General features: G+C 40.6%; 10 protein-coding genes. 2 read left to right on the forward strand and 8 right to left on the reverse strand.

Features of this window, described 5'->3' with window-relative positions:
• Positions 1 to 34: 34 nt before the first annotated feature.
• From NQ546_RS15025 to NQ546_RS15040, 4 genes are read right to left on the reverse strand one after another with little or no spacing between them, the layout of a single operon-like run.
• On the reverse strand, positions 35 to 565 hold the full coding sequence (locus NQ546_RS15025) for a KdsC family phosphatase (protein WP_004290216.1): 531 nt from the start codon (positions 563 to 565) through the stop codon (positions 35 to 37).
• A gap of 21 nt (positions 566 to 586) precedes the next feature.
• A complete protein-coding gene (locus NQ546_RS15030) occupies positions 587 to 1378 on the reverse strand; it encodes a Rossmann-like and DUF2520 domain-containing protein (protein ID WP_004290215.1) in 792 nt (263 codons plus the stop codon).
• A 1-nt stretch (position 1379) separates the two neighbouring features.
• On the reverse strand, positions 1380 to 1715 hold the full coding sequence (locus NQ546_RS15035; protein WP_004290214.1) for a hypothetical protein: 336 nt from the start codon (positions 1713 to 1715) through the stop codon (positions 1380 to 1382).
• A gap of 2 nt (positions 1716 to 1717) precedes the next feature.
• Entirely contained in the window at positions 1718 to 2254 is a 537-nt protein-coding gene (locus tag NQ546_RS15040) for a nitroreductase family protein (protein ID WP_004292521.1), read from the reverse strand.
• Positions 2255 to 2333: 79 nt separating this feature from the next.
• Here NQ546_RS15040 and NQ546_RS15045 point away from each other — a divergent pair, with 79 nt between their 5' ends.
• Positions 2334 to 3317 carry a GNAT family N-acetyltransferase gene (locus NQ546_RS15045; protein ID WP_021939599.1) on the forward strand — a complete coding sequence of 328 codons (984 nt, stop codon included), beginning with the start codon at positions 2334 to 2336 and terminating at the stop codon, positions 3315 to 3317.
• 5 nt (positions 3318 to 3322) lie between these two features.
• Here NQ546_RS15045 and NQ546_RS15050 read toward each other — a convergent pair whose 3' ends face one another.
• The 4 genes from NQ546_RS15050 to NQ546_RS15065 all read right to left on the reverse strand — a co-directional run bounded on the left by NQ546_RS15050 (position 3323) and on the right by NQ546_RS15065 (position 11577).
• Positions 3323 to 5368: an alpha-amylase family glycosyl hydrolase gene (locus NQ546_RS15050; RefSeq protein WP_004290211.1), complete on the reverse strand. Its 2046-nt coding sequence runs from the start codon at positions 5366 to 5368 to the stop codon at positions 3323 to 3325.
• 101 nt (positions 5369 to 5469) lie between these two features.
• On the reverse strand, positions 5470 to 6939 hold the full coding sequence (locus tag NQ546_RS15055) for a SusF/SusE family outer membrane protein (RefSeq protein ID WP_229074311.1): 1470 nt from the start codon (positions 6937 to 6939) through the stop codon (positions 5470 to 5472).
• Positions 6940 to 6965: 26 nt separating this feature from the next.
• On the reverse strand, positions 6966 to 8606 hold the full coding sequence (locus NQ546_RS15060; protein ID WP_004290209.1) for a RagB/SusD family nutrient uptake outer membrane protein: 1641 nt from the start codon (positions 8604 to 8606) through the stop codon (positions 6966 to 6968).
• A 4-nt stretch (positions 8607 to 8610) separates the two neighbouring features.
• Positions 8611 to 11577 carry a SusC/RagA family TonB-linked outer membrane protein gene (locus tag NQ546_RS15065; RefSeq protein ID WP_004290208.1) on the reverse strand — a complete coding sequence of 989 codons (2967 nt, stop codon included), beginning with the start codon at positions 11575 to 11577 and terminating at the stop codon, positions 8611 to 8613.
• 500 nt (positions 11578 to 12077) lie between these two features.
• On the opposite strand from NQ546_RS15065, the gene NQ546_RS15070 reads away from it, so the two are divergent.
• Positions 12078 to 13085 (forward strand): LacI family DNA-binding transcriptional regulator, encoded by a 1008-nt coding sequence (locus NQ546_RS15070; RefSeq protein ID WP_004290207.1) that lies wholly within the window; start codon positions 12078 to 12080, stop codon positions 13083 to 13085.
• Positions 13086 to 13123: the final 38 nt, after the last annotated feature.

Raw genomic sequence — 13123 nt, forward strand, 5'->3', positions numbered from 1 at the left:
AAGTTATGAATTGCGAGTTTTCATCCGATAAGAATTACCAGCCAAAGGCTTTCTCATCTGCCATCCAGAGACCTTTTACTTTAAGGAACTGCTCTATAACGTCACGTCCGCAGCCATATCCTCCGGCCTTGTAAGAAATATAGCGGGCAACAGATTTCACTTCAGGAGCAGCATCATTCGGACAACAAGGCAAGCCGCAAGTACTCATTACTTCAATATCGGGAATATCATCACCTACGTATAATATTTCCTCATCCTGCAAACCATAACGGTCACGAAAGTCACGATAGTCATGTATCTTAACAGAAGAACCCATATAGATATTTTCGGCCGGTATCCCCAAAGCAAGGAAACGCCTGCGCACAGCCTCTGTACGTCCACCTGTAATAATAGCTAATGGAATCTCGTGCTTGGCAGCCAGATGCAATGCATAGCCATCTTTTATGTTTACCGTACGCAACGGTTCGCCGTCCGTACTCATCGGGATAACATTAGCACTTAATACCCCATCCACATCAAAAGCAAGGGCTTTTATCTTATTCAAATCATAATTGATTGTACTCATATACCATTGTTTTCTTAAAGGTTAGCTGTTTTGCCGATGTATGCTTTCGCTAATCAGCCTGTATAGTTCCTGCATTTCCGGCTCATCGGAAAGCATCTGCAGATGATTATTGATGACATTTTCATCGTAACGTATGGCAGGCCCTGTTTGCGCAAGGTGTGGTTCAATCTCGTGTACTTTGCGGGCAGTCTCATCTATCAGAGGCAGCATTATCTCAAAAGGAAGTTGATGCTTCTTCAAAAGCCCGGCAGCAAGAGCATACATATGATTTGTAAAATTACAAGTGAAGACTGCCGCCAAATGCAGGTTCTTGCGTTGCTCGGAAGTTGCCTCATAGACTTGCTTTGACAGTACGGAAGCAACGGCTTTCAGAAACCGAGTATCTGCTTCAGAATTACTTTCCACGAAAATCGGTATATGCTGAAAATCAACTACACGCTGTTTACTAAATGTCTGCATAGGATAAAGCACCCCATACCGGTTCACTTTATCCGCCCAAACATCCATGGGAATACTACCGGCAGTATGTACCCATAAGGCATTTTCTTTTCCGGCAACAATTTCGGGCAGCAGTTGCACAAACGCCGCATCTTTCAGAGAAACAATATATAACTGAGCATCCGTAACCACAGACGACAAGTCAGTTGTATAAGTAGCCTCCACTACCTGCGCCAATGCCCGCGCCGACTCTTCTGTACGGCTATAAACCTGAATGATGCGAAATCCGTTATCATAAAGTGCCTTTGCCAAATTCGTCGCCAAATTTCCGGCTCCAATAAATACAATAGATGTATCTTCTATACTTCTCCTCATTTTATCTTGTAGATACCAAATATAATATACCACCTACGACCAATAACGCTATCGGCAACAAATAAGCCGACATTGTGCCAAGCAAAGCCGTTATCAACCCAAAGTTTAATATCAACCACAGCCCTATCAATACCAATCCTACCGATTTATCGTGCTTGAACAATAAAAAGATAATCGCCGTATAAAGTAGAAAATTATCCCTATTCATCACCCACGACAAACCTAATGTAGAAAAATGCAATAATTTATCTGCCAGATAAAGCACGCCAAATACAATCAGCGTGATAGCCGTAGCCTTATATGTATCCTTATTATTGTTTGCCTTTGCCGCACTCACCGTTACTTTCCTCCATATTTATTAAGGTGAATCTTTTCCCATTGCAAATTGTCTTCATTGAAAGGCTTGCGCTCCATGCCTTTATGGCCTATGGCTATGATGCTAAGGGCCTGCAACTGCAAAGGTATATCAAGTACATCATGTACATATTCGTTAGAAGATATTCCGGACACCGCAAAACGTTCACGAAGCTGCACCCAGCAACTACCCAATCCCATATCTTCTGCCTGAAGTTGCAGGTAAATGGAAGCGATAGCAGCATCTTCTATCCAAACATCACTTACCAACGGGTCGGCGGTTACAACCACAGCCAATGCAGCATCTGCAATGAATTGTGAAGCCTGCTCTTTACAGAGCGATAGTTTTTTCAATGTATCCTTATCATCCACCACAATAAACTGCCATGCATTACTACGTTTGGAAGTAGGAGCCATTAATGCGGCTTTCATCAATGTAACCACTTGCTCTTGTGTCAGTTCCTCTTCCGTAAACTTCCGCATGCTGCGACGGGCTTTTATCAATTCACTAAAACTTTCCATATATGTATATCGTTTAGAAATGAATACTTTATTGTTAAGCTATGCAAAGATACAAGATTATTTTTTTAAATTTGCAGCAATGCCCTTGAAACTAACGACATATTACCAGGGGAACCAGATTCCCAAACTACCGGGAACCAATACATTCCACTCTACGGAATTGTTTCACATCTACGAAGCGACTCCGGGATATACTCCTTTGCTTATTGTAGCATCGGAAAACGGAGTACCTGTTGCCAAACTACTTGCCGCCATACGAAAAAGTGTACGCTTATTTCCACCCTCCATTATCAAACGATGTGAAGTATATGGTACAGGAGAGTATTTTGATGAAACAATCAACAAGGAAGCTGTTTTCAGTGATATGTTACAACGGCTTACAGATGAAGCCCTTCGGGATGCATTTCTTATTGAGTTCCGTAACTTGGAAAACTCACTGTTTGGTTACAAAGTATTCCGCAATAACCAGTACTTTGCTATCAACTGGCTACGTGTCCGCAACTCTCTGCATAATGTAGAACAAGCAGAGGTCCGTTTCAGTCCTTCACGTATCCGCCAAATCAAAAAAGGATTAAAGAACGGAGCAAAAGTCAAAGAAGCACATACCCCGGAAGAAATCCATGCATTTGCAAAAATGCTACACCATAATTACTCAGCCAAAATACGGCGTCATTTTCCCAGCATGGACTTTTTCCAACAGTTAGAAAAACAAATGACATTAAGTCGGCAGAGCCGTATTTTTATTGTAACCTATAAAGAGAAGATAATTGGTGGAAGTGCCTGTATTTATTCCGACGACAATGCATACCTCTGGTTCTCCGGCGGCATGCGTAAGACCTACGCTTTGCAATATCCTGGAATCCTCGCGGTCTGGCAAGCGTTGCATGATGCCAAAGAGCGCGGCTACCGACATCTGGAATTTATGGATGTAGGGTTACCTTTCCGCAGACATGGATACCGCGAATTTGTACTTCGGTTTGGCGGAAAACAAATCAGCACCCGTCGCTGGTTCCGCTTTCGATGGGAATGGCTGAACAGGGTGCTGATAAAGATATATGAGTAAACGGACTATTGAGCTATTTTATAGACTACTGACGAATATCCCCCTAATCGTATGGAAGTATCATCCCCGTCTTTGACCTGAACTGTTCCTGATACACCGACTGTTTTTTCGATATTATCCGTCAATGACAACTCAACGGATGCATTTCCAAAATTATGAAGAACAAGCATTTTTTCATTATCTTTTGTCATATACCATGCAGCAATGCTCTTGTACTTTTCGTTCGATTCGTTATATACCGCATGCTTTGTCATTATACCTTGTGCCAAAGACGGATAGGTATTACGCAAACGGATAAAAGAGATATAAGTATTCAACAACGAATTTGCATTTTCCTTCTGTTCTGTCACAGATTTTATGTTCGAAGCCACAGTAGCATCGATCTTATCTGTATAGGAAGTAGTGTAATTATCTCCCCACAGCATCGGACTACGTACATATTCATCCGCCTTTTCTTTCGTTCCGTAGATTCCCAATTCTTCCCCATAATAAATATAGGGCTCACCCGGTGCGGTGAGTAATACGACAGCCGCAAGTTTACACTTTGCCTCTGATTTTCCCAGTTTGGATGCAGTACGGTCCTCATCATGGTTGGATAATTTGGTAGCTTCTATGTAATCGGTACGGTATCTCGCATATTTCTGTTGGAAAGAAAGTATATCTTTCGCAAAATAACAACCTGTAGAGTTGGCAATCGCCCAATCCAGTTTATACCAAAAGTCAAACTCAAACAATGCTGGGAGTCCTTGATAATAAGGTGCAACCTCGTCGCTGCCCGAAAGGACTTCGCCTACGATATAAATGTCATCTGTATGTCCTTTCGCTTTATAATATGCATTCATATCATCATAGAACATTTTTAGGAAACGAGGATTCTCATCCGAAGTGGCACTGTGATAAATATGCTTCACCGCATCCAAACGGAATCCGTCAATTCCCCTGTCTATCCATTTTTTTGCAGCAGCGGATATTGCTTTATATGCCGGAGAGTCGGCTGCATCGTCAATAGCACCGTAATTAAGGTCGGCAAACCAATCCGTTTGGAAATGAGAATGAAAATACCATGCTTCAACCGATGCAAACAGAATGTCCTCAGGAGTCGTATTACTCAAAGTAAAAGCCTTCCCCAACTGTATTTTACTGGCTTTGGACGGAGCACCATACTTCGTTCCATTGTCCCATGAAGTATTACTTGTCCGGATTAAAAAGCCCCAATCCGTATCAAGATCAACCGTTAACTCATACTTATTATTATCTTTCGCATAGAATTTCTTGCAAATGCCTTCACCATAATACAAATACTTGGCACCTTGCGTGGCTACGTCTGCATTATCCACATCTGGTGTATCCCCTTCTGTAACTGTTATTGTGGGGCTTGCAGCATTAGACCAGTCGAGTACAAACTTATAACATCCTTTCATGGCATCACCTATACCGGCCGAAAACCATTCGCCTGCATTATATCCCATAGAACTTTCCCGCTTTATCATCGGAATCTTACCGGCAGTAATATCTGATTTCGGGTCTTGTGAGAAGATGTAATAGTCACGGTAAGTATTATCCGGAGAGGTCTTAGCTTCCTTAAACCAAGGATGGGCACTCCCCGTATGATTCATCACATAATCCAGATAAATTTTAATACCGAGATTATGGGCTTTAGCAACCAACTCTTCAAAATCGGCCATTGTTCCATATTGCGGATTCAGCCCCGAATAGTCTGTCACATCATATCCATGATATGACATAGCCGGATGAATAGGCGATAGCCAGATGGCCTTTATTCCTAAATCAGCGAGGTAATCCAGTTTTGTAATAAGCCCTCTGATATCTCCGCATTTATCACCGTCACTGTCTGCGAAAGAGTATACCAGCAACTGATAAGATATATCCGCTCGCTTTTCACCATCCCAGTTGGCGGAAGATGCCGTAACATCTATCCAACTATCGTCGTCATTGCCATTTCCACCACCAACTTCATCATCACTACATGCAATGAAGCAAAAAGGAATTATCCAAAACAAAAAAAGAAGAAGTAATTTTACTTTTTTCATATCATTAGATTTTTCTATTTGAAACTAATCTCAAAAAGAAGAAAAGAGGCTACAACGAAGATTTACCCATTGTAGCCTCACTTTCTTTTTATTTTTAAGGCCTATTGTATACTACCGGTATTCGTTCTAAAATCAAGACTAACCGTTTTACCGATTGTTACAGGAACACGAGGTTCCTGATCACCACCCTTGCCACGATATTCAATTTTATCATCTCTTACCACCAGCTCAGACTGCCACCAATCAACGCCTTGTACTCCTGTGGCTACATAAATACGTAAGTCACCGTCTCCGGCTGTTACGGCCTCATAAGTAGCGCCATCTGCCGCTAAAGCGAAAGCAACTTCTAAATCATTTGGTCTACCCGCGCCAGCATCTGCCCATCCACCGGCACAAGCACCTCTTAAGAAGAGTTTCGGCTCAGCAAGAATAACTTTTCTGTTTACAGATTTCTTGTCTGCAGAAAGAGTACAAGATACAATTACCAAATAATATCCTGTATCAGCAACTTTTAAATTAGAACCACCGGCCGGATATTCACCATAACCTTTAGGATCCTCATTTTCAGCTCCGAAGTTATCACCGGTACTCCAACTCTTTTCATTATTGAATTTCATTCCGTTACCTGCCTGCAAATAATAGATGCCCCAGAACATTCCGTCATGACTATGAACAGGTATCATCTCAGGAGCTGTACTCCAATCCTGCGGCCATCCCCAAGCATCACCATTTACAAACATTTTTTCGGGCAATGTAGCAGATGATGTATCTTCAGCTGTACAAACAGCTTTTGCAGAGAAGCGACCGGTACGCAAATCCAGTTTTAAGGTTACGGTATAAACGCCAGCTTTACCCACCTGAAAGTTTGCTCCACCACCTTTACACTCACTAAAAGCTTCGGATATCGCAGATGCATTATCACCATTATATCCCATATTAGTGTGAAGTTTAACCTTACCTCCTTGATAAGGGAATTCAAGCCCCCAATCACCTGAATAACGGAACTTCATTTCTTTCTTATCTAAAATTACATCACTAATGGAATATTCAACCGCAGCCTGAGTTTCGTTATAACTTGCCTGCATGGCAGTTTCACCATTCCATTGCAAAGGAGTAGCATCACCAATAATACCGAACTTAGCAGGTATAATCGTCAATTGATTATCAGTTTTATTCATAGCCACATAGTACAAACCATCCTCCACTACAGTGAAAGGTGTACCACCAGCTGCTAAAGTTACAGTTTCAGCAGGAGTAGAAGCTACTACATCGCCCTTACCGTAATTAACCTCATTACCTTCCTCATCTACATTCAGAATAGTAAAACTTCCGCTTGACTTCAACCAAGTGTAAATCCCCACTACATTTGTACCTTCCGGAGCTCCATCCAACGGTGCAGCCACCAGTTGGGACGATGTAGCCGTAGCACTATAAATCGTAGCATCACCAGTGATATAAGCTCCCGGTTGAGCATCAGTAATGATTCTCCAGTTATCATTGCCTTCTTCACAACTTGTTCCCACCACCAGCAGCAATAGGAGCGTTGTCATATATTGGAATATTTTTTTCATATTACTTTCCATTAAATCATTAATTATTAATAACCGTAATTTTGAGTCAGTTTGCCATTCAGGCTCAATACATCTTCATGAATCGGGAATACAGTAGTATAACCAGTATCTTCTTTCGGTAACTGAGGCCTATCAGTATATGCGCGGGTAAACTTACCGAAACGAACTAAATCCTGACGACGAAGGCCTTCCCATGCAAATTCTCTCAGACGCTCTTCTAACAAAGTTTCAAGAGTAGCCGTCACATCCAAAGTAGCACCGGCGCGCTCCCGAACTTCTGTCAGTTCAGCATCTCCATTACCACCATTACGCACTTTAGCTTCACTCTTCATTAAAAGTACATCAGCATATCGGAATAGGACAATATCATTACTTTGAAGTTTACCATCATTAGTAGCAGAAGCATCCAATTCATATTTTTTCATACGTGCGCCAGCTGTCTTCTCTGAGGCTTTGCCAGACAAATCCAAAGTAATTTCAGAAGGTACATATTCCAAATCAGTTCCATCATCAAGTTTTATAGTCCCATTAGGTCCCTCTACTTTTCCTGCATAATAAGTCAGTTCAAAACGCGGATCTTGAGAACTTGTACCATAACCAAAGGCATCAAGAGCTTCTTTAGTTGCGGACGAACCATTCCATCCACCTTGGCCATAAGCATTACCATGATTATAGTGACGAGAACGAATCAAATTATAAAATTCATTCTTATAAAGATTTGCATCCATCGGAATAGTAAAGATATTCTCTACAGACGATTCATTCTTAAGTGAGAAGTTAGATTCGAATTTAGGTTCCAACTTGTATCCCAGGCCCGCAATCTTATCACAATACGCGATTGTTGCCTCCCAAGCATTCATTTCAGTACCGTCTACTGTAAATTTGATATTCTTTCCATCCAGTTTAGTACCGTCCGTCCAATTGTCATCCGCATATACTTCTGCATTAAGCGCTAACTTTGCCAACAGAAAATACGCAACAGGTTTTGTTATTCTACCATAATATTCACCGGTCAAATTACTATGCGCATCGCTTAAGTCTTCAACCGATTCCTCCAATTCGGTTCTTACAAAATTAAAGACAGCGGAACGTTCAGATTGTACTACATCTTCCATTGCTACTGAAGAAGAAGTAACCAGTGGAACACGAGCAAACATATCCAATAAATAATAATAGTACATTGCCCGGAATGCCCGTACTTCCGAAATGTATTTGGGAACTGAAATATTCTCCGGATTGTTCTCCAAGATTTCTTTTAATTTATCCAATGATTGATTGGTTTGTGCAATCACTTTATAAAGATAATCCCAACTGCCTTTTACCAAATCATTCTTCGTACCCCAATTATGAAGGAACAGATTTTGCCACAAGCCACCATCATACCAGTCACCACCGCGCGTGGGAAGCATAGCTTCATCAGTTGTGAAAGTATTCAAGTCATAAAGTCCACGGTCAGTACCCTGCAATCCTGCCCCGCCACCGTTAGCACCAACTTGCGTATAAAGGGAAGCCACCGTATTCAAGTACAATAAGGTAGAATTCTGGTAAGCCTGTTCTTCTGTAATTTGGTCTTTCGGATTTTCCGACAAGAAAGATTCACAAGAAGATAAGCCGAGTGTTGCTGTTATCAACAAACTATATAATATTCTTCTTTTCATAATATGCATCTAATTAAAAGTTAACACTAAGTCCCAATGAATAAGTACGTGACAAAGGATAGAAACGCTTGTCATCAATACCAAGGTCACTTCCTACCGTTGTACTGTTTATCATCGGAGAAAGCCCTGAGTATCCTGTAATCGTAGCCAAATTATTTACAGAGAAAGTAACACGTAAAGACTTGATAGCTTTCAGATTTTTTGTATTCAAGTTCCAACCCAATGTAACATAGTCGAAATGCAAGTAATCACCTTTCTCCAACCAATAATCGGTTACGGTTTGGTCTTTGATGTTTTTCTGAGGAGCTTCAGCCAAAACATTATAAGTCGGGAACTGACTCATATTCATATAAGACAAAGAAGTACCATTATAAATCTTATGTCCAAAAGCTCCATTCATTTGTACCTGAATATCAAATTGCTTGTAACGGAATCCGATATTTGCACCCAATAAAGCTTTTGGCATAGCCTGACCTGCAATATAACGATCCTTTCCGTCAGCCAAATCAACACCTTCCACACCATCAATATCTTGAACATGATAAGTATAATCACCAAAGCCATTATCAACCAATCCATCGCATTTAGGCAAATAGAATACGCCTACCGGCTGTCCAACCATTTGATAAATAATTTGATTATACCCACCAATAAATCCGGCACCATTCATGCCACCTAAGTTCATGTATTCCTTAGCTGTCATGGATTCCCCCATATACGTTCCGTTCAAAGAGAGCAACTTATTCTTTTGAAATGCAACATTAGCACTGATATTCAGCTCCATATCTTTTGTTTTCAATGGAGTACCGCTAATTGCAATTTCAAAACCAGTATTACGCATTGCACCAAGATTAGCAAGCAAAGTAGGATAAGTAAAAGGTGGAACCTTTACATCATAATTATACAACAAATCTGTTGTTTTTGAATTATAGTAGTCTAAAGTTAAACTCAATCGTTCATCGAACATTCCAAAGTCCAAACCTACATCAAAAGTTTTCTTCACTTCCCACTTCAAATCAGGATTGTAATTGCGAGTAACTCCCATTGTTACTACGGGAAGTCCATTTACTGTTGTCGTACCATTAGGACTCATCAATGGCAATGAATTATAAGAGCTAATAGCATCTTGATTACCGGCAAGACCATAACCTACTCTCAATTTCAAATTACTAATCATATCAACATCTTTCAAGAACGCTTCTTCTTTAAGAACCCATGCAAGAGATGCTGATGGGAAAAATGCCCATTTATTGTTCTCTCCTACTTTAGAAGAACCATCTGTACGGGCATTCACTGTAACAATATACTTATCTGCGTATGAATAGTTGACACGTGCCATGAAAGAAGCCAAACTCGGGTTATTATAATAAGATGTATTATCTCCCCACTTCAATACAGCACCAGCCTGCAAATTATTATATAAAAAGTCGTCTGTACTGAAACCATGTACCGTAGTTCCAAAGCCTGTATTAGTCACCCGTTGAACTTCCGCCAGACCTAAAGCGTTGATATAGTGTTTTCCAAAACCTTTTTTATAAGTTAACATCAAGTTAGCCAACATCGACTGAGATTTATTATCTCCACGATATGCCTCTCCACGATTGCTCAGACCGGCCTTTATAGAAGAAGGAATATATTTTTTATTCTCTTTTACATTATAAGTATATGAACCGAATGCACTTAGTTTCAAATCATTATTAATGCTCCATGTAATACGGGCATTTGTATTTATAAAAGCATTTGTTTCACGATCATCAATGTCCAAACGGCCTAATGGGTTTTGTACCTCGTTAGCATTGGCATTTTCATCCCACATACCTGTTTCCGGGTTTTTAAAATTAGGAAAGGTAGGATTATAAGAAGCAGCAGAATAGAATGTTTTCTGATAGTCATTCACATATCTGTTTTCTTTCAACGAACCGAACATTCCAAATTCCAACTTCAACTTATTATTGAACATATTCTGCATAGCATCAATCTTAGCGGTATAATTACGCATTGTATTATTTTTTATAATACCTTTTTGATCTATAACACCGATAGAAGCACGATAGTTTGAATCATCATTACCATTAGAGAATGACAAGCGGTGATTTTGAGTATAACCAGTCTGCTGCATTTCTTTAATAAAGTCTGTATTATGTCCCTTATCCAATATATCAACTCCTAACCTCTGTGCGGCAGCTCTATACTGGTTAGCATCCAGCATTTCCAGATTCTTATAAACCGTTTCAATACCGAAACTACCATCATAACTTAAGCTCTTAACACCATTCTTACCTTTAATAGTGGTAACAACAATAACACCGGAAGCACCACGAGAACCATATTGAGCTGTTTCAGAGGCATCTTTCAGCACTGTAAAATTCTCAATATCAGCAGGAGAAATAGCATTCAGCATATTCAAATCGCCAAATACACCATCAATAATAACCAACGGGTCGTTACCACCAGTCAAAGAAGTAGTACCACGCACACGAATAGCCGGAGCAGCAGTAGGGTCACCACCGGTTTTCTGAATATTCACACCGGCAACTTTACCTTTAATAGCAGATAACGGATTAACGACAACGCCGGCATTCATTTCTTCACGTCCCACTTTCTGAACTGCACCGGATATTGTCCGTTGACTTCCTGTGGCATAACCAATCACAACAACATCATCAAGAAGTTGAGCATCTTCTTTCAAAACAACATTAAGTACGGATGCCGCTTTTACTTCTGCAGGAAGATAGCCCACGAAAGAAACAACAAGAGTTGCACCCGCCGATGTTTGCAACTGGAAATTACCGTCTAAATCAGTAATAACTCCGTTTGTAGTACCTTTTTCCAGTACATTCGCGCCAATTACAGGTTCACCCGTAGCATCTTTCACATTTCCTTTTACAGTAATGTTCTGTGCATAAGCGCCAACTGACAAGAATAGCCCTAACAACAAGGGAAGAATCGTTCGATAGATTCTAAGATTAACTTGCTTCATGCATTTAAAAATTAAAGTTAACAATATTAATTATCTACTATAACCATATATTCAAAAGAACATTTCAGTATATTAACTCTATTATACAATGTCTTTCAAATACATTTATTATACTGCAACAAATGTATGCCATATTATCGAACAAGAGACAAAGATGTTATAAAAAGTACAATAAGAAGAGCGCAAACGATTGCATCACATTTTCGTTTCCTCACACCAAAATCAATGAACAAAATTTAGTAGTAGCTGTTATAGAGTACAAAAAACATCAACCGTACAATTTTAATAATTAGTATACATCATCACCCTAAATAAATAGAATTACAAAAGTTCCTGCAATCGTTTGCACTTATCTCTAATTCAATAACTATCAATAATGAAGCACTTTTCTTAAGATTCTATTATTTTTGCAATCGCATCAAAGAAGTTAAAATAACAAAGCTTATTTTGGTACTGCTTTTTGTTTACATTACCTTTGGCTGAAAAACAAATCATTACTAATGGATAAACCGCAAATAACCATCAAGGATATTGCCCGGGCATTAAATGTCTCTCCCTCCACTGTGTCGAGAGCGCTCAAGGATAATCCGGACATCAGCCGGGAGACACGTAACCTTGTTCATACTTACGCGCGCGAACATAATTATAAGCCCAATGTGCTTGCCGTCAACCTCCGTTCGAGCCGAAGCAACACGATTGGTGTGATTGTACCTCAACTGGTGCATCATTTTTTTTCGTGCGTATTGAGCGGCATTGAAATGGCAGCCGCCGAAGCCGGTTACAACATAATCGTGGCACAGAGTAACGAATCGTATGAACAGGAAGTGAAAATCGTCCAATCCTTTCTCGCCGCCCGCGTCTGCGGTGTCATCGCATCGCTTGCCAAGAATACGGAACAATACAATCATTATCAGGAATTGTTAGACAACAATATTCCGGTCGTCTTCTACGACCGCATCTGTACAGGGCTGAAAACGGAGCGAGTGGTGGTAGACGACTATGCCGGATCGTTTGCCGCTGTGGAGTACATGATTCAGACAGGATGCAAGCGCATCTTCTTTTACGGAGCCGATCCACATCTTGAAATCACCAAAAACCGACGCAACGGATATCTGGACGCCATGAAGAAATACAAGATTCCCGTAAACGACAGCATGATCAAACTATGCGATAACCGCGAACGCGCCATTGCCATAACGCCCGATTTATTGGAAAGCGACAATCGTCCCGACGGCTTCTTTGCGATTAATGACGAAACGGCGGCAGGTATCTTGTACGCCTGCAAGCTGGTGGGGCTCAAAGTGCCGGACGAGGTCTCCATTTGCGGTTTCACCGACGGAGCCATTGCCCAAAGCACCGACCCGAAGCTGACAACAGTGGAACAGCATGGAGAGGAAGTGGGGAAAAACGCCTTCAGCATCCTTACGGACAAGTTGGAAGGAAACGAAGAAAAAAGTACAAACAGAATTGTACGGACCAATCTGGTGGTAAGAGGAACAACGAAATAACAAGTCATTAAAAACTAATATCATAAAAACAAAAGAGC

It is taken from the genome of Bacteroides eggerthii (genome assembly GCF_025146565.1).
In the GTDB taxonomy this organism is placed as follows: Bacteria; Bacteroidota; Bacteroidia; order Bacteroidales; family Bacteroidaceae; genus Bacteroides; species Bacteroides eggerthii.

Coding starts and splice junctions, on each gene's coding strand:
- NQ546_RS15070 (WP_004290207.1), top strand. CDS start 12,078: ATGGATAAACCGCAAATAACCATCAAGGATATTGCCCGGGCATTAAAT.
- NQ546_RS15030 (WP_004290215.1), bottom strand. CDS start 1,378: ATGAGGAGAAGTATAGAAGATACATCTATTGTATTTATTGGAGCCGGA.
- NQ546_RS15045 (WP_021939599.1), top strand. CDS start 2,334: ATGCCCTTGAAACTAACGACATATTACCAGGGGAACCAGATTCCCAAA.
- NQ546_RS15060 (WP_004290209.1), bottom strand. CDS start 8,606: ATGCATATTATGAAAAGAAGAATATTATATAGTTTGTTGATAACAGCA.
- NQ546_RS15065 (WP_004290208.1), bottom strand. CDS start 11,577: ATGAAGCAAGTTAATCTTAGAATCTATCGAACGATTCTTCCCTTGTTG.
- NQ546_RS15050 (WP_004290211.1), bottom strand. CDS start 5,368: ATGAAAAAAGTAAAATTACTTCTTCTTTTTTTGTTTTGGATAATTCCT.
- NQ546_RS15055 (WP_229074311.1), bottom strand. CDS start 6,939: ATGAAAAAAATATTCCAATATATGACAACGCTCCTATTGCTGCTGGTG.
- NQ546_RS15040 (WP_004292521.1), bottom strand. CDS start 2,254: ATGGAAAGTTTTAGTGAATTGATAAAAGCCCGTCGCAGCATGCGGAAG.
- NQ546_RS15025 (WP_004290216.1), bottom strand. CDS start 565: ATGAGTACAATCAATTATGATTTGAATAAGATAAAAGCCCTTGCTTTT.